The organism is Sedimentibacter hydroxybenzoicus DSM 7310 (assembly GCF_013403245.1).
Taxonomy (GTDB): Bacteria; Bacillota; Clostridia; order Tissierellales; family Sedimentibacteraceae; genus Sedimentibacter; species Sedimentibacter hydroxybenzoicus.
Genome location: NZ_JACBNQ010000018.1, coordinates 58,496 through 77,865 on the forward strand (window position 1 = coordinate 58,496; position 19,370 = coordinate 77,865).

Genomic DNA, 19,370 nt, shown 5'->3' on the forward strand with positions numbered 1-19,370 from the left:
TACTTAAGGAGGATTAAATGAACTACGATGAATTAAGCGTCATAGCAAAAAATATGCGCAGAAATATTTTGACTATGATTCATGCGGCAAACTCGGGGCATCCGGGAGGATCGCTGTCTGCGGTTGAAATTTTAACTTATTTATATTTTAAAGAAATGAACATAAAGGACGTTGATGATGATGACAGAGATCGTTTTGTATTGTCAAAGGGTCACGGCGCTCCTGTATTATATGCAGCACTGATGGAAAAGGGCTTTGTGAGCAAGGATTTAATGAATACATTGAGACAGGTCAATTCAAAGCTTCAGGGACATCCGGACATGAAAAAATTAAAAGGAGTTGAGGCTTCAACCGGCTCATTAGGTCAGGGTCTGTCCATCGCAAATGGTATGGCTCTTGCATTCAAGCTTGACAAGAGAAAAAACAGAGTGTTTGTGCTGTTGGGAGACGGAGAGATACAGGAAGGTATGATCTGGGAAGCAGCAATGCTTGCTAATCACTATAAGCTAGATAATCTGACGGCTATCGTGGATCATAACGGACTTCAGATAGACGGCAGAAACGAAGACGTTATGAGTGTGGAACCTATAGATAAAAAGTTTGAGGGCTTTGGATGGCACGTCATACATGTAGATGGTCATGATTTTTCTTCACTTGAGAAAGCATTTGAAGAAAGAAAAACTATAAAGGAAAAGCCCGTATTGATTATTGCCAAAACGACGAAGGGCAGAGGCTGCTCATTCATGGAGGACAAGGCAGGTTGGCATGGCAAAGCTCCGAATTACGATGAGTATTGCACAGCAATGGAAGAATTAGGGGGTGACAATTAATGGCAAAGGCAACGAGAGAAGCATACGGAGAAGCACTGAAAAAGTTAGCTGCAAGCAATCCGAATATAGTGGTTTTAGATGCGGATTTGTCCGGATCCACTAAGACATCAGAATTTAAAAAAGTCAGTCCTGAAAGATTCTATAATGTAGGTATAGCAGAACAGAACCTCATAGGTACGGCAGCAGGTATGTCCCTGGCCGGAAAAATTCCATTTGCAAGTACATTTGCTATGTTTGCTGCGGGAAGGGCTTTCGAAATTATAAGAAATACTGTGGCATATCCTAATTTAAATGTAAAGATTGCAGCTACACATGCCGGTCTTACCGTAGGGGAAGACGGCGGTTCACATCAGGCAATAGAAGATATAAGCTTAATGAGAAGCATACCAAACATGACAGTTATCAGTCCTGCCGATGCAACTGAAGCAGAACAGGCGGTATTAAGCGCTGCCGAATATGTGGGCCCTGTTTATATCAGATTGGGAAGAATGGCAGTTGATGATGTTTATGACGATTCATATAAATTTGAATTGGGAAAAGGCGTTGAGCTTAAAAAAGGTGATGATATAACAATAATCGCTACCGGTTTAATGGTTCAGGAAGCTTTAAAGGCAGCGAAGAAATTGTCTGAAGAAGGTATAGATGCAAGAGTAATCAATATTCACACTATTAAACCGATAGATGCTGAAATAATTATAAAAGCTGCTATGGAAACTAAAAAAATAGTAACGGCAGAAGAGCACAGCATCATAGGCGGGCTTGGAAGTGCTGTTTTAGAGGTTTTATCCGACACATATCCTGTCAAGGTTAAGAGAGTCGGTGTAATGGATACATTCGGTGAATCAGGAAAACCGAAAGATTTGCTTGAAAAATATCATTTGACGTCTGAATATATAGCAAAAGCATGTAAAGAGATAGTATAATAAACCAACATTTCGGGGACGGACCTTTTTGTGGCGGCTTGCCGCCACAAAAAGGTCCGTCCCCGAAATGTTGAAAAAAATTATAATTTTATGTTGACATAATGTGGACAACAGGGTATAATATTCGATTTGACATATCTTTGCAAATGGTGTATACTATAATTTAGGAGGTATTTGTATGTTTAAATTAGGCGACAAAGTAGTATATCCAATGCATGGAGCCGGCGTTATAGAAACGATGGAGTCAAAAGAAATACTGGGTGAAATCAAAAGTTACTATGTACTTAAGATGCCTATCGGTGAAATGAAGTTAATGATACCGGTAGACAATGTTAATAATATAGGGCTTAGGAATATTATAGAAAAAGACATGGTTGAAAAAGTATATGATATTTTAAAGCAAGCTGCTGTATTGAACGATTCAAATTGGAATAAAAGATATCGTGACAACTTAGTAAAAATGAAGACCGGAGATATATTTGCTGTAGCTCAGGTAGTAAGAGATTTAACGTACAGAGACAGAGAAAAGGGATTGTCAACCGGTGAGAAAAAAATGCTGGTAAGTGCTAAACAAATGTTGATTAGCGAAATAGCTCTTTCAACTGATAAGGACGGCAAGGGTATTTCTGATTATTTGGACAATATTATAAATGAAGATGCACTAACACAGGAAGACAATGTGCTTTAGTGCATATTTCTTTTTTTGTTGCAAAGTTAAGGAAAAATTAATAATAATTACGTATAATTTAATAAAAATGGTATAGCCAAACGATAAAAAATGTGTTACATTTAATATTATAACAAATAATGGGTATACTTAAAAGGAGGTGAGTATATGATTGATAAAATAATTAAAGCAGTAATTGCTGTTGTGGGGGCATCGTTTGGTGCATTTGTAGGATTACTGTTAAATCAAAACGGACTTCTTAATTTTACAAGTTTGCAAAATGTATTAATAATTTTAGGTATAAGTATAGCTTTTGGAATCATATTTTTTCTTTTTTCTTCTAAAATCAAAAAGGTCGGACTTAGTATAGTAGGAGCTTTTGAAAGAGAATTACTGAAATTTTCTATAATGGATATTATCTGGGGAGCAATTGGGTTAATTGTTGGATTTATAATTGCAGCTCTGATTAGTCAGCCGTTTTCAGACATCAAATACGTGGGCACGATTGTTTCAATTTTGTCATACTTAATGTTTGGATACTTAGGAATTAAAATATCCACCGGGAAGAAAGATGATATGCTGTGGCCGCAGATTAATCTTAAAAAAGCAGCTGCCGCAGTTAAAAAACAAGATAAAGGTTCTAAAAAAGAAATGCTGTCTCCTAAAATTCTTGATACAAGTGTAATTATTGACGGAAGAATTTCGGACATATGCAAGACAGGTTTTGTAGAAGGAACGTTGGTTATCCCTGAGTTTGTTCTTAAGGAATTAAGACATATAGCTGACTCGTCGGATAGCTTAAAAAGAAACAGAGGCAGAAGAGGCTTAGATATTTTAAACATCCTTCAAAAGGATGATGACGTACACGTTGTTATTGAATCCAAGGATTATGGCGATAACATTGAGGTGGACGTGAAGCTCCTGAAGCTGGCTAAAGAGCTCGGTGGTAAAGTGCTGACAAATGATTTTAATTTAAATAAGGTAGCTGAATTCCAAGGAGTTGAAGTTCTTAATATAAACGAGTTAGCGAACGCGGTAAAACCGGTTGTATTACCCGGTGAAGAAATGAATGTCATGGTTGTTAAGGACGGTAAGGAATCAGGCCAAGGTCTTGCATACCTGGACGACGGTACTATGATAGTGGTAGAAGGCGGCAAAAAGTGCATAGGAGATTCGGTTGTAGTAACGGTAACAAGCGTACTTCAGACGGCGGCAGGCAGAATGATTTTTGCAAAGCTAAAAAATGTAATTAATAAAGCGGTTTGATAGGAAGAGAGACACACCTTTAAGAATGGAAAGTCTTTGAAATATAGGTTAAAGGAATGTCCCTGTGTATAAAATTTGATAAAAGTATAAGAATAATAAGGTACTCGTGCGAGTATCTTATTTATTTTTTTGTTTATCTATATTTTCGGGTGGTGTTGATTATGATTATAGTTGCTGTCAGAGCACTGATATTATATACATTTTTATTGATATCGATGAGGATAATGGGAAAAGGCGAGCTTGGGGAACTTCAGCCGTTTGATCTGGTTGTATCATTAATGCTTGCGGAGCTTGCAGTTATACCTTTAGGTGATTTAGGCGAGCCATTGTTTCATGGATTTATTGCAATAGCAACAATTATGTTTTTACAATGCTTAATATCGTACATTACTTTAAAAAACAATGGCGCAAGAAAAATAATATCGGGAGTACCGTCAATTATTTTTGATCATGGCAGATTCAATGTCAAAGAAATGAAAAAGCTGAGAATAAATGTTAATGACGTATTGGGTCAGATTCGGTTAAAAGGATATTGTAATATAGAAGATATAGATTATCTTATAATGGAAACTAACGGAGAAATGAGCATTATTGCACCGGATGATCCACCAGGTACAAAATGCAAGAGATTACCGGTTGCCACAATACTTGACGGTAAGGTAATGTATAATAACTTTAAAAAGTACAATGTTTCTTATTCGGATTTTGAAAAGGAACTGAAAAAGAAGAAAACAAATCCAAAAGATATATTGTACGGTTTTGTGGATGAAGATGATAATTTTATTTTTTATGTGAGGTAAGCTATGAGAATGTTGATTATTTCTTTAATATTTTTGCTGTTAATGATTGGGATATGGATGTGGTATCATTTCACCTCAATTGAACCAATGACCAAATTTTACAATGAAAGTATAAACGATTTATTAATAGATATAGAAAATGAACAATGGGATAAAGCAGACGAAGCTATACTGCTCTACATGAATAAATGGGAGGAAGTTAAAAATGTCTGGATTTATTTCATAGACCAAAAAGACTTAGACGGCATAGAATCATCAATGAAAAAGATCAACGTCTACATAAAAAACAGGGATAAATCATATGCTCAAGCAGAACTTGAGCATATGATGATTTTATTCAATAGTATTAAAGAAAATGAATGCCTGACAATACAAAATATTTTTTAAACCTATTTGACAGCATTGGAAAGCTCACCTATATTTTCTATATAACATCTTACAACATCGCCTTGTTTCAGGTAGTTTGGAGGATTAAAACCTGCTCCTACACCCGCCGGAGTTCCTGTTAATATAATATCTCCCGGATACAGTGTGATGCATGATGAAAGGTCACTGATAATTGTCGGTATATCAAATATTAATTGGTTTGTGTTTGAGTTTTGTCTAAGTTCACCATTTACATAGCTTTTTATTTCTAAGCACGGTGGAAATGATATATTCGTCTTATGTGCGATATAAGGTCCCAGCGGTGTAAAAGTATCTACCGATTTACCTTTATGCCATTGGATATGCTCCTGCTGCAAATCTCTTGCAGATATGTCATTGCAAATTGTGTATCCGAAAATTACACTTTCTGCTTCTTCCTTTGATACATTCTTGCATTTTTTGCCGATAACTACAGCTAATTCAACCTCATAATCCAAATCCTTTACGATAGGGAAATGAGAATCTATAAAATCCTCGTGACCTATGGCAGGGTATGCGACCTTACTGAAATAAATCGGGTTTTTCGGTACATCAGCATTGACATTCTTTAAGTTCTTAACCTCATGCACATGATCGAGATAATTCTTCCCCAAGCAAAATATATTTCTCCTAGGATAAGGTATGGGAGCAGATATTTTCACCATGTTCAACGTTATTTCTGATTTGCATGAATGCAATGCTTTTTTAATTTTTTCAGAACCTACATTATCGAAAATATCAATAAGGCTTAACATATCTTTTGGTTCATCGATATTTAATTCTAAAAAGATCCTGGAAGCAGGTATTATGCCTTTTCTTTCCTCATCTAAAAAACCTATGTACTCCTTGTCTTTATAAATATACGTTAATAAATACATTACTACCTCCTTTGAAATTTAATCATATATATAATATAGTACAATAATAAATTAAATTCAAGAAAGATATTCGCATTTCGATGAAATATGAAAATATTTGCATGAAAATTGCATATATGCTATAATATATAAATCAAAATCATATAATTTGAGGTATAAAATGAGCAGATTTATGTTGAATGAACTACATAAGGAAATACTACAACAGCTAACAAAAAAAGAATTCCTGAAAAAAATCAATATTACTGAAGAAAAGATACAAGCTAATATTATAAACAAGAAGTTCGTTAATAATTTACTTATATTAATAAATAAAAATCACTTATCATGCAAAGATGTGTTAGAATTAAGCTCTGATGTTTTAAGCGGCATTTATCCGGATTCTCCTTGCGATTGGCTTTCTTATATTTTTCAATATACCTTACATAAATCATTTCCCGAAGCCGTAACCATAAAACTCTATCCTAAATATGAAAGCGGCGTTCTTATATACTTAGAAATATTGAGGACTATACTTCGCCATGCAGGAAACAGCGATGTTTACGACAAATTTTCGGATTTTAATTTTTTGAGTCAGGATGAAATAAATGAGCTTGAAAATCCGGAGGAATATATTAGTTTCTTAAATTACTTCGATAAAAATTATATATATGAGCTCATGATGCTTGATGAAGAAGTTAACGGATTCAATACATTAAAACACGTTGCCGCAGTTCATTACGTTGCTATGCATGTTGCAAGGCAAATGAAGAAGGTAGGAATTCAAGTGAATTTAGGCTTGGTTTCAGGTGCTGCCGCAGGTCATGACATTGGGAAATATGGGTGCAAAGGACTTGAAAAAAGACGTGTTGCATATCTTCATTATTATTACACGGATCAATGGTTTGCAAAATACAACATGCCATCAATCGGCTTAATCGCAGCAAATCATTCAACATGGGATTTAGAACTTGAAAACTTACCCCTAGAATCGTTGATATTAATTTATGCGGATTTCAGAGTTAAAAACAGATATGTCAAAAACGGTTTTGAAATGTACATTTACAGCCTTACAGAGTCGTTTCATATAATCCTTGATAAGCTTGATAATGTTGATGAGAAAAAAGAAAAAAGATATATCAGGGTTTATTCCAAGCTTAAGGATTTTGAAAATTACATGGTACACAGAGGGATAAACATAGACCTAAAATCTGATGAGCCAAATCCTACAAAGCTTATTGACTATGCTTTAATAGATGGTTATGAGGTTGTGGAAAACTTCAAGTACATGGCTATAGAGCACAATACATCTCTCATGAGCAAGCTTAACAATGAAGTAATTTTTACAGGTATGATTGAATCTGCAAGAAGTGAGCGAAATTGGAAGAATTTAAGAGCATACCTGGATTTGTTAGATGAATATTCCATTTACTTATCCCAGAAAGAAAAGCTGTTTACATTAAATTTTCTGCATGAGCTTTTAGTATACAGGGAAGGGGACATAAGACGAAAAGCGGCAAATCTTATGGGTAATATCATAGTAACGTATGATTTGGAATATTCAAAGGAAATTCCCGAGGATGTAAAAATAGATTTAGACGAAGAAATAAACGGATTGTCTCTATGGGATAAATACATAGGTCTTTTTATTGATCCGGGACACAAGGTGACTGAAAACCACAAGGAATGGATTGGATATTCTTTAAGGATTTTTGTTGATTCCGTTATTAATTCAGGCAAAAATGAAGATAAAAAAAGTTATTTGGATATTTTTATAAAGTATTTACAGCAAGAGAATAATGTTGCATTATTTAGCTGCTTAAATTCACTTTTAAGCATTCCTGTTGAATTATATTCTCCTGAGCAACTGTATTTTATAATTGACTATAGCTTAAAATCGACGAAACATCCGCAAGATATACATCTGATGGCAGTACAGTTTTTTAATATGCTGGTTAAAAATAAAGATAAAGTTAATATAAGTTTAGAAAAAATAAGAGATTATGTAGCTGATATATCTGTTGATGAAGGTCTTTGCATAAACTATTTAAAATATAAAATTTCTACAAATTTAAATATGCCGAAGGAAATAATCAATCAATACAGCATTTTAATTACAAGCAGCAGGTATAAGAGTTCAGATTTGTTTTTAAATAATCTTAAAACCGCAACACCATGGAATGTAAAAACAATCAGCATTGATTATATAATGGATTTTATAAAGGACAAAAATGAAGTTACCCTACTGCAAACCGCAACGCATTTGGCGAATCTGGTAAAGGTGAGTGCCAAAGAGTCGGTGAGAAATAAGGCTGGTAATTCATTAGTTGAATTGGGATCATTTTTAACAGTTGACCAAAGAAATGAAATAGCAATCGAGCTTATAAAGGGTCTTGAAATAGATGAAATACAATATGCCAAATATATACCGGAATATCTTGGACGCTTTGTTATGCTTTTATCCCCTAAAGAATTAGATGAGGTTATAACTGAATTAAGAGTTATATACAAGGGTACAAATGACAGAGCAAGTGCTTTGGTAATCAATACTTTAGGTATAATGATACAGTATTATCCGGAATATAAAAAAAGATTTAATGAGGATGATGAAACCTATAACAACAGGATGATAAAAATGATAGGGATAGTTTTAAGCGGACTTTCCAATTATAATACATCTGTAAAGCAAGAGACATTTTTGGTCATAGGTCAATATATTTTTTGTTCAAAAATGTTAAGCTTAAAGGAAAAGCATAAGATATTTTTGCTTATCTATAAAAAACTGCTAACTTTGATAAATGAAAAGGAATCCGGAGATTTGTTCTTTTTCAACAACTCAGCTTCGTTTAATCATATTTACAGGTTTATAAGCGATTATGAATTCTATTATAAGGATTTTGAAATTATTGAAAATAAGAATATTGCATTTTTCCCGGGAACGTTTGATCCGTTTTCATTGAGTCACAAGGGAATAGTTACTGCTATCAGAAATTTGGGTTATGAGGTTTATTTGGCGGTAGATGAATTCTCTTGGTCAAAAAGAGTTCAGCCTCGTATGATAAGAAGGCAAATAATCAATATGTCAATAGCGGATGAATTAGGAGTATTTCTATTTCCCGATGATATACCTGTTAATTTATCAAATACAAATGACTTGAAAAATTTAAGAGAGCTCTTTGGCAATAAAGATATATATATAGTGGTGGGAAGCGACGTATTGATAAATGCCACAGCATATAGGTCAAGACCTACCAAAAATTCGATTCACAGCTTTAATCATATTGTATTTAAGCGCACTAATGATGATGCTACACCTGCTATAATGAAAAAGACAGAAGAAAACAAATTAAGAATAAAAGGAAACATAGTTGAGCTTAAGCTTCCTATGTATTTAGAGGATATCAGCTCTACTCAAATAAGAGAAAATATAGACAATAACAGAGATATATCAAATCTTATAGATTCTCTTGCTCAGAGCTTTATATATGATAAAAACATATATATGAGAGAGCCGTTAGATAAAGGTGTTTTAAAATCAAAACCATTTACTATAGAAATAATCGAAGATTTAAGTAAAAAAATTGTGGATGAAATTGGCCATTATATTTTCATGCACACGAATTTGTATGAAAATATAGGTGAAAAGCTTATATCCAAAGATATCAAGCTGATGGTTATAAGAGACAGCAAGAATTCCAATAAGCTGTTAGGATTTTCTGCGTTCCACAAGATAGGCTCATCTGAAGTTTACGGAGAATTCCAAAGCCAATATATTGCTAACTATGTAAGAGATAAAACTGCAGGAAGAATAATAGTTATTGACGGCATTTTTATTAATCCAAGCAAGACATACGACAATATGGAGCAGATAATTTTAACTGAAACGCTTGCTTACTGCCTGAAAAATGATTTTACATATGCGTTATATTATAACACATTGTCAAATTCTAACACGGATGTGGTATTGGAAACCTTAGAGATGCAAGGATTTAGTAAAATAAATGACGGCAATAAAACAATTTATGCTGTAGATATGAAATTCCCGATTTGCTTAACATTAAATATGAGAAGCTTTATAAAGGATCCTTTAAGCAATAATCCAAAAGTCTACGAAGCAATTGTTTATGCAAGGAAGAGATTGCAAAAGTCGATGACAGAGTTGTATCCGGGCTCATTAGTTTTGTCAATTGACAATGACATGATTAATCAAATCCTTATAAATAAAATATGCAGCATTAACAATGTAAGCAATGAAATGCAAATTCCGAGAGTTTTAGGGGAATATATGTGCGTTCCGTTCGGCAATATACTGAAAGGATTGGTAGTGCCGAATACGGTTACAAAATCACTTCATACTGAAAAGGTATATTCAACTGATGCTAAATCATTTAAAATAACTGAATATCCAAACTATTCGCCTATTGAGATACAAGTAAATACAATCAAATCATTTGATAAACAGGTTATTTTGGTTGACGATTTGCTGCACAAGGGGTACAGGATTAAAGAAATTGACCCTGTGCTAAAAAGATACAATATTGAAGTTAAAAAGATTATAGTAGGTATAATGTCCGGAAGAGGCAAGGATTTAATGGATATACAGGGAAGAGAGGCCGATTGCGCATACTTCATACCTAATCTGAGGATATGGTTTAATGAAAATCTTATGTATCCGTTTTTAGGCGGAGACGGTATGTGGCAGAACGGACAATCATTTAATCTGATTCCTTCCATAAACTTAATACTTCCGTTTTATTCTCCTATGTATTTAAATCAGGCGACCAAAGAATCAATATATAATTTATCAATGACCTGCCTGACAAATGCCAAGATGATACTTCAGGTGTTAGAGGATGAATATCAGGAATTGTACGAGAAGAAGCTTACCTTAAAAAGACTGGGAGAGGTTTTGATATCTCCGAGAATTCCTTATTTGGGAGACAGCATTTATTATGATTTAAACAAGGAAGCTTCAAGCTATATGGATGTATGCATAGAAAATTTAGTAAAGCTTGAAAGGATAATAATATGATTTTTTATTATTATTTGTATAAAAACAAATATTTGTTTTCAATTGAAGATAAATACAATTATACCAAAGTGAAAAATATCCCTTTGCATATCGATGAATTATATTTTTTGTATGAATCGGATAAAAATGCTTCAAAAGGATCATATGCAGTATCTGAAACTACGGATTTGTTCAATTATGAAGAATCAATAGAGTTATTAAAGTTAAAAGGATCAGAAGAAATAATTCCGGAAAATATAAAGCAGCTTATCGATAGAAGAAAAATAAAAGCGGTCAATACATCCTATGAAAATTACGAAGAGAGATTTTGCTTTGCTGAAAGCAAAAAAAAGACAGTAAATATTCTTGCATTGGGAGATGTGGGCAGTACCTTATTAACGGGACTTAAACTGCTCGGAGGAGATATAGTTGAATACATCGGCATATATGACAGAAGCCCTGAAAAAATCCAAAGATTTGAATATGAAATGAATCAAATATCATTTCCCTTTGAATATGATGTATTACCTGAGGTGCATGGAATTTCCAAAGATGAATTGTTTGATTGCGATATGTTTGTGTTTTGTGCTTCAAAGGGAGTACCCCCAATAGGGGATGAGGGTAAAGACGTCCGCATGGTGCAGTTAGAGGAAAACGCAAGACTCATTAGAGAATATGTAATTATGGCGGCAGACAAAGATTTTAAAGGCATATTTGCGGTTGTGTCGGATCCTGTTGACCCACTGTGTGCTGTTGTTTTAAAAGAAAGTAATAATAAGCTTCTGCCTGAACAGATTAAGGGCTACGGGCTTGGGGTAATGAATGCAAGAGCTGTGTACTACGCCAAAAAGCACAAGGAATACGCAATGTACCTCGACGAGGGAAGGGCATTTGGACCTCACGGAAATGACCTCGTCATAGCAAATAGCATAATCAATTACGATGACAAGCTGTCCAATAGGCTGACAAAATTAGCTGTTGAAGCAAATTTGCAGGTCAGAAAGACCGGATTTAAGCCATATATTGCTCCCGCACTGTCGTCAGGAGCAATATCCATCGTGTACACATTGGAGGGCAAATGGCATTACAGCTCCAATTATATAGCAGGCGTATACATGGGTGCCAAAAACAGAAATCTTTGTTCAGGGCTTGAAATAGAAAAAATAAATATGCCGGATGAGCTGTTTGACAGAATAAAATACACATATGATAATTTAAAGAAAATACGGGATTTGTCATTCTGTGAATGAATGCATCATTCGACACGAACAGAGGGGTAATTATGGAGAAGCTATTGCTGTTGATTCCCGGTAAACCATCGGAACGGCTAAAAAAAATGATAGACCGTTCAACTCAGGGAATCCAATACGAAGTATTAAAGAATCTTGACAAAACAGAAAATTTACAAAACAAAAAAATTCTTTTTGCCGTTGAACTGGGGGATACGGGCATAAATACAGTGCTTTACAGGATGCTTGAGAAAATAAGCTTGTCAGGCGCATCATTTATGAAAAATTCTGTAGGAAGCATACTGATAAACTCAGATAGTGAGCTTCATACAAGAGATGTGGCACGTAAGATTATACTGTATTGCAACATGGCAGGCTGCACATTTCCCGGAAGACCGCTGTGTGAGGCGGCAGGTTATTTAAAAAACTTTAAAACACAGCAAAAACTATCAGCTGATTTAAGTCTCGATGAAGTTTGCCTCAACGACAGCAGAAATGTAGTAGAAAAATTAATAAATTTTAAAGCTGAAAAATTTATCGAGCCTAAAATATTGGTTCTCCACGCAAGCAATTACAAAACATCCAATACATTATCACTCTGGCAAATGGTAAAGAGCAATTTAGATGGCTGCAGCATAAACGAAATACACATAGAAAACGGATCCGTAAAGGATTGTAAAGCATGCTCCTATAAAGCATGCAAGCACTATTCACAAAATCATAACTGCTTTTACGGCGGTATAATGGTAGAAGAGGTTTATCCTGCTATCATAGATTGCGACATATTAATAATGCTTTGCCCAAATTATAACGATTCAATAAGCGCTAATCTGTCGGCAGCAATTAACCGTCTGACGGCATTGTTTCGAAAAGTCAAATTTTATGATAAATATATATACGCTATCATCGTGTCAGGCTTCAGCGGAAGCGATATATTAGCTCAACAGCTCATAAGTGCGATAAATATCAACAAGACATTCATATTGCCGCCAAATTTTGCTCTTATGGAAACAGCTAACGATATAGGTGATATAGAAAAAGCAGAAAATATAAAAGAAAAAGCAAAAGAATTTGCTGACAATATAAAAAGGCATCAGATATAGCTCTGATGCCCTGTTTTTTTTATACCTCGAAAAATCCTCGTATTTGTCATTCCGAGCGTTAGTGAAGAATCTCAACACTTGACTTTCTTATTCCTCGTCCTCTTCATCTAACAATTCGTCCATTTCAGCTTCGTCTAATATTTCGTCAAACGCTTTTGTAACTTCTTCGTACTCTTCATCAGACTCGATAGTTAAAAGCTCAAAACTTCCGTCCTCGTATTCCTTGAAACCATAAAGATATACTTCGCCTTCTTCGTCTTCATTTTGTAAAGGCAGCAATGCTATGTAATCTTTTTCTCCCACGGGGAATATTGCTATTATAGCACACTCAACTTCAGTTCCATCCTCGAGAGTAATAGTCATTATATCTTCTTCATGTCCGCAACCACAGCCACATTCATCATGGTCGTGATCTTGTTCATTATCATGGTCGCAACCGCATCCGCAGCCGCATAAATCTTTATCTTCACTCATTTGATATACTTCCTTATAATTTATTTATCTGTCACAGATAGTTATTTAAACTGTAACAGAATAAATTACAAAATGCAAGACGAAATTTGCAAATTATATACTTTACAAGTTTTTATTTTTGAGCTATAATAATCAAAGGCGTCGGGGTGTAGCGCAGATTGGTAGCGCACTTGACTGGGGGTCAAGGGGTCGCAGGTTCAAATCCTGTCACTCCGATTAAAAGGGCATAGCTTCCCGCCAAGGAGAAGCTATGTTTTTTTCATTCACAGAAGTGTGTTATAATGGGTTTATTAACTACTGAAAATTTTGATGGTGGATTATATTATGGATATTAACTATATCAAGCATATTTTGCTCGACCAAGGCTTTCGAGGCTGCATTCAAATCTCAAAGAATAAACACTCCGTGTTTTCTCAGGCATATGGTTACTCGGATTTTCCAAATCAAATTCCGAATACACTTGAAACAAAATTTGCGACTGCTTCCGCGGGAAAGGTTTTTGTCGCCGTTTCAACCCTCCAGTTGGTTGAAAACGGGAAATTGCACCTTCAGGATACGCTCAGCAACATTCTTCCTTTGGATTGGCATAAGATTGATACAAACATTACTGTGGAGCAATTGCTTATGCACACATCTGGTATTCCGGATTACTTCGATGAAAATGTAATGAGCGAATATGAGGATTTGTGGAAAGACTTTCCCAATTACAGGATTCGGACAAACGCGGACTTGTTACCGCTGTTTCTTAACAAACCGATGATGTATCCTCGCGGCACAAAGTTCCAATACAATAACACAGGATTTGTCGTTTTGGCGATGATGATCGAAGCAGTGACAAATCAACCGTTTGACATCTACCTTCAGTCAAATATTTTTAACCCTTGTGGAATGCATTCTACAGGTTATTACGAAATGGATAGCCTTCCGGCGAAGTGTGCCAACAGTTATATTTTCGAAAAAGTAAGGAACAGGTTCCGCACGAATATATACAGCGTAGATGCCAAGGGGACCGGCGCAGGCGGCGCGTTCACGACAGTAGGTGATATCCAAAAATTCTGGGATGCTCTTTTATCGCACAAACTGATTACATGGAAAACAACTTCCGAAATGCTGCGTTGCCATAACGGAAATAAAGAAGCAGGATATTATGGCTATGGAATTTGGCTGGAACCCACTGATAACGGCTATAGCCCGTATTTCCAAGGCTGTGACCCCGGTGTAAGTTTTATATCTTCCTATGAACCAAGTGAAGATGTTACCATCACTCTGGTGAGCAATTACGGAGATAATGTCTGGAAGCTGCTGAGAAGTATTCGAGAGTGCATGTCGGGTAAATAGATACCCACTACTATTATTACATACATAATAAATAAATACAGATATCTATGATGAGGTGAAAATGACTGAGGTTTATTTCGTAAGACATGCGGAACCAAATTATATGAATCATGACGACGAGCTGAGGGAGCTTACCGAGAAAGGTCTGACCGACAGAATGCTTGTTACGGATTTTCTGAAAGATAAAAATATCGATGCGGTTCTGTCAAGCCCGTATAAACGTTCTGTTGACACGGTGAAAGATTTTGCAGACAAATATGGGCATCAGGTAGTAATTGTTTCCGGCTTTAAGGAAAGAAAAATTGACAGCGTTTGGATTGATGACTTTACTGCATTCAGCCAACGGCAATGGATGGATTTTGATTATAAGCTTACCGACGGAGAAACATTGAGAGAGGTGCAGAACAGGAATATTGATGCTCTGAAATGGACTTTGAACAAATACAGAAATAAGCGTATTGTAATCGGCAGCCATGGCACCGCTCTGAGTACGATTATCAATTATTATGATACCTCTTTTGGGTATGACTCTTTTAATAATATTAAAGAAATTATGCCCTGGATTGTAAAATTTACATTTGACGAGGAATGCCTGCAAAGTATTGAAATGTTTGATCTCTTTGCAAAATAACTTTAAATCTTTTTTTCATGAGAATGCTCATTTTAAAGAGCCACAGGGATACATAAAATATCCGGGTGGCTCTTTTTTTATAGTAAAATAATGGTAAAGGGTGTATAATATGAAAAGGAAATCTCCTTGATATAAAAAGTAATAACATTATTGGGGGAAAATCGGATATGAAAAACAAATATAAAAAAACTGATGAAAAGTGTAAGTATGTATTAGTGCTGATGTCATTATTAATTACTTTAATCTTTGGAGCCTGTGCGAAAAGTCTTGACGCAGACGCCGAAGCCGAAGTATGTGAGGAAAAAACAGAAGCTAAAGAGAGCATTGAAGTTGAAGACTTAAATCCCTATGATTTTACACTGACCTTTGCGGGAGATATTAATTTTGACGATAACTGGTATACCATGAGACATTACAACAGGGTTGAAAATGGAATTTATGACTGTATTTCGCCGGAATTGATACAGATAATGAAAGATGCGGATATTATGTGCTTAAACAACGAATTTACATACAGCACCGGTGGGTCTCCCTTGGGAAAGACCTACACATTCAGAGCGCATCCGTCAAGGGTGGGAATCTTGGAGGAGTTAGGTGTTGACATTGTAACTCTTGCCAACAATCATGTGTATGATTACGGGGAGCAAGCCCTTATAGATACCATGGAAACCTTAAAAGGAGCGGATATACTTTATTGCGGTGCAGGTCACAACCTGGAGGAAGCTATGACACCTGTATATTTTGAAATAGACGGAAAGAAGGTTGCATATGTTGCTGCTTCAAGAGCTGAGAAAAGTAAGGTAACTCCTCAGGCTGCGGAGGATTCTCCAGGCATATTGCATTGCTACGATACAGGACTGTTTATCGAGACAATAAAAGAGGCAAAAGAAAATGCGGATTATGTTATTGCCTATGTTCACTGGGGTACGGAATTCACCCATGTGTTGGAGGATGTACAGCTTGTTACGGGAAAGGATTATCTGGATGCAGGTGCGGATGTAGTAATAGGCTCTCATCCACATTGTCTCCAGGGTATAGAGTACTATAACGGCAAATATATAATATATAGTCTGGGAAACTTTTGGTTTAACGGACAGGACATAGATACAATGCTGTTAAACGTCAGGTTTTATGGTGACGATACGGAAGAATTTATAGAGGTGGAGGTTGTACCTGCATTTCAGACATACAATACAACTAATTTTTTAAGTGAGCAATCTGAAAAGGAACGCATCTATTCACTTCTGGAGGATATATCCATAAACATAGAAATTGACGATCTGGGGATTGTCACCGGTCTCAGCCCATGACCAAGAGAAATTTGTTGACAAAGGGTTATTTTAACAATATAATAATTACAATAAAACAAAGAAAATGAGAATCAAGGATTATTGGAATGAAGAATAGTACTACAATATAAAAGGTGGTTATTATGGAAAAAAAACGAATAAGCATTTCTGCTAAAAGACAGATAACAATACCCCGGAAATTCTATGAAATGTTAGGCTTTGAAAATGAAGCTGAATGTATTGTAAAAGAAAATGAGCTTATTTTAAGACCTGTAAGGGAAACAAACAGCGGTGAATTTGCTGAACAAATTTTATCAGATTTAATCAAGCAGGGATTTCAGGGAGAAGAATTACTTAATAAATTTAAAGAAACACAGAGAAAAATCCGCCCGGCAGTTGAAAAAATGCTGAAAGATGCAGAACGTGCAGCAGAAGGAGAAGGAAATTATTTCACATATAATGATATATTTTGTAAAAAGGCGGAACAGTGATGACACAGCTGAGAATTATGCCTCCTGCTGCGAAATATTTAAAAAAGATTAAGGACAAAAGTCTGAAAGCCGAATATCAGAGAGCAATTGATAAAATTCTTGAAGATCATACTGTAGGAACTGCTAAAACAGGTGATTTGTCAGGTATTTATGGATACGACATATACTACAGAGGAATTAACCATGAATTAGCGTATACTGTGGAATATATAAATGATAAAATTATCATTATAATCATGGCAGGAACAAGAGAAAATTTCTATGATGCATTGAAACGGTATATGAAATAAAATTATTATGAAATCAAAAGAACTAAGATGCTAATTAATATTGAAAATATGAAGAAAACAGTACTCATACTATGTGAATACTGTTTTTAATTTATATTATTCAAAGTCAGAAACTATTGATTTTTTAATATAACGTCATGTGCGCCGCCTTCGGTTAATGATGTTGATGACACCACTGTCAGTCTTACATTCTGCTGAAGCTCTTTTATAGTCTTGGCACCGCAGTTACACATGGTACTTTTTATCTTGTGGAGGGTTGAACCGAGACCGTCATCAAGCTTGCCGGCATATGGTACATAGGAGTCAACTCCTTCTTCAAACTGAAGTCCGGCTTTTCCGCCTAAGTCATATCTTGCCCAGTTTCTTGCCCTGTTGGAGCCTTCACCCCAATATTCCTTAACGTATCCGTTTCCGTACTTGATTTTTGCCGTAGGACTTTCATCAAAGCCTGCAAAATATCTTCCTAACATTACGAAGTCTGCTCCCATAGATAATGCCAGAGTTATGTGGTAATCCAGAACGATACCGCCGTCAGAGCAGATAGGAACATAGATGCCTGTTTGTTCAAAGTATTCATCACGTGCCTTAGCCACATCCAATACCGCCGATGCCTGACCTCTGCCTATACCCTTTTGTTCTCTTGTGATACAGATGGAGCCGCCGCCGATACCGATCTTTATGAAATCGGCACCTGCATCTGCCAGATATTTAAATCCTTCTTTTTCTACAACGTTTCCTGCACCGACTTTTACGGTGTCATCGTACTTGCTTTTTATCCACTTTATGGTGTCGGCCTGCCATTCGCTGAAGCCTTCGGATGAGTCGATGCACAGTACATCTGCACCTGCTTCAACCAATGCAGGAACTCTTTCCTTGTAATCTCTTGAATTTATACCCGCACCTACAACGTACCTTTTTTGATCATCCAGCAAGGAACGGGGATTATCCTTGTCCTCCGAATAGTCCTTTCTGAAAACTGTGTATACTAAATTGAAATTTTCGTCCACTATGGGAAGCGCATTTAATTTGTTCTCCCAGATGATATCATTTGCTTCTGAAAGCGTAATTCCTTCCTTGCCGACAATGAGCTTTTCAGCTGGAGTCATAAATTCCTTAACTTTTTTGTCTAATGGGTCTCTCGTTATTCTGTAATCTCTTCCCGTTACAATTCCCAGCAGCTTTCCGTCTGATGAACCATCCTCGGTTATGGCCATGGTTGAATGACCTGTTCTTTCTTTTAATTCAAGGACATCCTGCAATGTATTTTCCGGAGTCAGATTTGAATCGCTTATAACAAATCCGGCCTTGTATTTTTTAACCTTACGAACCATTTCTGCTTCGCTTTCAATTGACTGTGAGCAATATATAAATGAAATTCCGCCGTTTTTCGCAAGTGCAATAGCCATGTTGTTGTCAGAAACCGACTGCATGATTGCAGAGGAAAAAGGTATGTTCAGCGTTAATTGCGGCTTTTCGCCTTTTTTGAATCTGCAGATAGGTGTTTTTAAATCAACATTTTCAACGACACAATCCTTGGTTGTCAAGCTTGGTAAAAGTAAATATTCTCCAAAGGTTCTGGACGGCTCATTGATTATATTCGCCATTTGTATATCTCCTTTTCATATGTATAATTATTCTTGATAGATTAACACAACAAATAAGTATTGTCAACCCTTTAGCACAAATCTGCCACGACAAACGCATGAATGAGTTTCACAATTAAACTATTGAAAGATTAAATTTAAAAAAATATGATCCAGTTCAAG

General features: G+C 35.7%; 17 protein-coding genes and 1 tRNA gene. 15 read left to right on the plus strand and 3 right to left on the minus strand.

Annotated features, from left to right (window positions below; genetic code table 11):
- Positions 1-17: 17 nt before the first annotated feature.
- From HZF24_RS13750 to HZF24_RS13775, 6 genes are all read left to right on the plus strand, one after another.
- Positions 18-830 carry a transketolase gene (locus HZF24_RS13750; protein ID WP_179238916.1) on the plus strand — a complete coding sequence of 271 codons (813 nt, stop codon included), beginning with the start codon at positions 18-20 and terminating at the stop codon, positions 828-830.
- Positions 830-1,753 carry a transketolase family protein gene (locus HZF24_RS13755; protein WP_179238917.1) on the plus strand — a complete coding sequence of 308 codons (924 nt, stop codon included), beginning with the start codon at positions 830-832 and terminating at the stop codon, positions 1,751-1,753. Before HZF24_RS13750 ends, HZF24_RS13755 begins: the two co-directional genes overlap by 1 nt.
- Positions 1,754-1,931: 178 nt before the next feature.
- The gene (locus tag HZF24_RS13760) at positions 1,932-2,441 is read left to right on the plus strand and encodes a CarD family transcriptional regulator (RefSeq protein WP_179238918.1); all 510 of its coding nucleotides are present in this window, start codon (positions 1,932-1,934) and stop codon (positions 2,439-2,441) included.
- Between the two features lie 147 nt (positions 2,442-2,588).
- Positions 2,589-3,686 carry a PIN/TRAM domain-containing protein gene (locus tag HZF24_RS13765; protein ID WP_179238919.1) on the plus strand — a complete coding sequence of 366 codons (1,098 nt, stop codon included), beginning with the start codon at positions 2,589-2,591 and terminating at the stop codon, positions 3,684-3,686.
- A 161-nt stretch (positions 3,687-3,847) separates the two neighbouring features.
- Positions 3,848-4,486 carry a DUF421 domain-containing protein gene (locus HZF24_RS13770; RefSeq protein ID WP_179238920.1) on the plus strand — a complete coding sequence of 213 codons (639 nt, stop codon included), beginning with the start codon at positions 3,848-3,850 and terminating at the stop codon, positions 4,484-4,486.
- Between the two features lie 3 nt (positions 4,487-4,489).
- Positions 4,490-4,873, plus strand: a complete 384-nt coding sequence (locus HZF24_RS13775) for a DUF4363 family protein (RefSeq protein ID WP_179238921.1) — start codon at positions 4,490-4,492, stop codon at positions 4,871-4,873.
- Between the two features lie 2 nt (positions 4,874-4,875).
- Here HZF24_RS13775 and HZF24_RS13780 read toward each other — a convergent pair whose 3' ends face one another.
- A complete protein-coding gene (locus HZF24_RS13780) occupies positions 4,876-5,769 on the minus strand; it encodes a fumarylacetoacetate hydrolase family protein (RefSeq protein ID WP_179238922.1) in 894 nt (297 codons plus the stop codon).
- A 160-nt stretch (positions 5,770-5,929) separates the two neighbouring features.
- Between HZF24_RS13780 and HZF24_RS13785 the strand changes: the two genes are divergently transcribed.
- From HZF24_RS13785 to HZF24_RS13795, 3 genes are read left to right on the plus strand one after another with little or no spacing between them, the layout of a single operon-like run.
- Positions 5,930-10,780, plus strand: a complete 4,851-nt coding sequence (locus HZF24_RS13785; RefSeq protein WP_179238923.1) for a cytidyltransferase — start codon at positions 5,930-5,932, stop codon at positions 10,778-10,780.
- Positions 10,777-12,009 (plus strand): lactate dehydrogenase, encoded by a 1,233-nt coding sequence (locus tag HZF24_RS13790; RefSeq protein ID WP_218835307.1) that lies wholly within the window; start codon positions 10,777-10,779, stop codon positions 12,007-12,009. Before HZF24_RS13785 ends, HZF24_RS13790 begins: the two co-directional genes overlap by 4 nt.
- Before the next feature lie 32 nt (positions 12,010-12,041).
- A complete protein-coding gene (locus tag HZF24_RS13795; RefSeq protein ID WP_179238924.1) occupies positions 12,042-13,091 on the plus strand; it encodes a flavodoxin family protein in 1,050 nt (349 codons plus the stop codon).
- 87 nt (positions 13,092-13,178) lie between these two features.
- Here HZF24_RS13795 and HZF24_RS13800 read toward each other — a convergent pair whose 3' ends face one another.
- Entirely contained in the window at positions 13,179-13,565 is a 387-nt protein-coding gene (locus HZF24_RS13800) for a DUF1292 domain-containing protein (RefSeq protein WP_179238925.1), read from the minus strand.
- Between the two features lie 142 nt (positions 13,566-13,707).
- Between HZF24_RS13800 and HZF24_RS13805 the strand changes: the two genes are divergently transcribed.
- The 6 genes from HZF24_RS13805 to HZF24_RS13830 all read left to right on the plus strand — a co-directional run bounded on the left by HZF24_RS13805 (position 13,708) and on the right by HZF24_RS13830 (position 17,604).
- Positions 13,708-13,781, plus strand: a tRNA-Pro gene (locus HZF24_RS13805).
- Between the two features lie 108 nt (positions 13,782-13,889).
- Positions 13,890-14,903, plus strand: coding sequence for a serine hydrolase domain-containing protein (locus HZF24_RS13810; RefSeq protein WP_179238926.1), 1,014 nt, complete (start codon positions 13,890-13,892; stop codon positions 14,901-14,903).
- Positions 14,904-14,964: 61 nt separating this feature from the next.
- Complete coding sequence (locus HZF24_RS13815; protein ID WP_179238927.1) at positions 14,965-15,534, plus strand: histidine phosphatase family protein; 570 nt, start codon at positions 14,965-14,967, stop codon at positions 15,532-15,534.
- Between the two features lie 167 nt (positions 15,535-15,701).
- The gene (locus tag HZF24_RS13820) at positions 15,702-16,844 is read left to right on the plus strand and encodes a CapA family protein (RefSeq protein ID WP_179238928.1); all 1,143 of its coding nucleotides are present in this window, start codon (positions 15,702-15,704) and stop codon (positions 16,842-16,844) included.
- A gap of 122 nt (positions 16,845-16,966) precedes the next feature.
- Positions 16,967-17,314 (plus strand): AbrB/MazE/SpoVT family DNA-binding domain-containing protein, encoded by a 348-nt coding sequence (locus tag HZF24_RS13825; RefSeq protein ID WP_179238929.1) that lies wholly within the window; start codon positions 16,967-16,969, stop codon positions 17,312-17,314.
- Entirely contained in the window at positions 17,314-17,604 is a 291-nt protein-coding gene (locus tag HZF24_RS13830; protein ID WP_179238930.1) for a type II toxin-antitoxin system RelE/ParE family toxin, read from the plus strand. Before HZF24_RS13825 ends, HZF24_RS13830 begins: the two co-directional genes overlap by 1 nt.
- 113 nt (positions 17,605-17,717) lie before the next feature.
- On the opposite strand, the gene HZF24_RS13835 is transcribed toward HZF24_RS13830, so the two are convergent.
- A complete protein-coding gene (locus tag HZF24_RS13835) occupies positions 17,718-19,208 on the minus strand; it encodes an IMP dehydrogenase (protein WP_179238931.1) in 1,491 nt (496 codons plus the stop codon).
- Positions 19,209-19,370: the final 162 nt, after the last annotated feature.

What these genes read in the sequence shown, in the direction of transcription:
- HZF24_RS13760 (WP_179238918.1), top strand. Translation starts at nt 1,932, where the DNA reads ATGTTTAAATTAGGCGACAAAGTAGTATATCCAATGCATGGAGCCGGC.
- HZF24_RS13800 (WP_179238925.1), bottom strand. Translation starts at nt 13,565, where the DNA reads ATGAGTGAAGATAAAGATTTATGCGGCTGCGGATGCGGTTGCGACCAT.
- HZF24_RS13810 (WP_179238926.1), top strand. Translation starts at nt 13,890, where the DNA reads ATGGATATTAACTATATCAAGCATATTTTGCTCGACCAAGGCTTTCGA.
- HZF24_RS13790 (WP_218835307.1), top strand. Translation starts at nt 10,777, where the DNA reads ATGATTTTTTATTATTATTTGTATAAAAACAAATATTTGTTTTCAATT.
- HZF24_RS13785 (WP_179238923.1), top strand. Translation starts at nt 5,930, where the DNA reads ATGAGCAGATTTATGTTGAATGAACTACATAAGGAAATACTACAACAG.
- HZF24_RS13825 (WP_179238929.1), top strand. Translation starts at nt 16,967, where the DNA reads ATGGAAAAAAAACGAATAAGCATTTCTGCTAAAAGACAGATAACAATA.
- HZF24_RS13820 (WP_179238928.1), top strand. Translation starts at nt 15,702, where the DNA reads ATGAAAAACAAATATAAAAAAACTGATGAAAAGTGTAAGTATGTATTA.
- HZF24_RS13780 (WP_179238922.1), bottom strand. Translation starts at nt 5,769, where the DNA reads ATGTATTTATTAACGTATATTTATAAAGACAAGGAGTACATAGGTTTT.
- HZF24_RS13770 (WP_179238920.1), top strand. Translation starts at nt 3,848, where the DNA reads ATGATTATAGTTGCTGTCAGAGCACTGATATTATATACATTTTTATTG.
- HZF24_RS13795 (WP_179238924.1), top strand. Translation starts at nt 12,042, where the DNA reads ATGGAGAAGCTATTGCTGTTGATTCCCGGTAAACCATCGGAACGGCTA.
- HZF24_RS13830 (WP_179238930.1), top strand. Translation starts at nt 17,314, where the DNA reads ATGACACAGCTGAGAATTATGCCTCCTGCTGCGAAATATTTAAAAAAG.
- HZF24_RS13750 (WP_179238916.1), top strand. Translation starts at nt 18, where the DNA reads ATGAACTACGATGAATTAAGCGTCATAGCAAAAAATATGCGCAGAAAT.
- HZF24_RS13815 (WP_179238927.1), top strand. Translation starts at nt 14,965, where the DNA reads ATGACTGAGGTTTATTTCGTAAGACATGCGGAACCAAATTATATGAAT.
- HZF24_RS13775 (WP_179238921.1), top strand. Translation starts at nt 4,490, where the DNA reads ATGAGAATGTTGATTATTTCTTTAATATTTTTGCTGTTAATGATTGGG.
- HZF24_RS13835 (WP_179238931.1), bottom strand. Translation starts at nt 19,208, where the DNA reads ATGGCGAATATAATCAATGAGCCGTCCAGAACCTTTGGAGAATATTTA.
- HZF24_RS13755 (WP_179238917.1), top strand. Translation starts at nt 830, where the DNA reads ATGGCAAAGGCAACGAGAGAAGCATACGGAGAAGCACTGAAAAAGTTA.
- HZF24_RS13765 (WP_179238919.1), top strand. Translation starts at nt 2,589, where the DNA reads ATGATTGATAAAATAATTAAAGCAGTAATTGCTGTTGTGGGGGCATCG.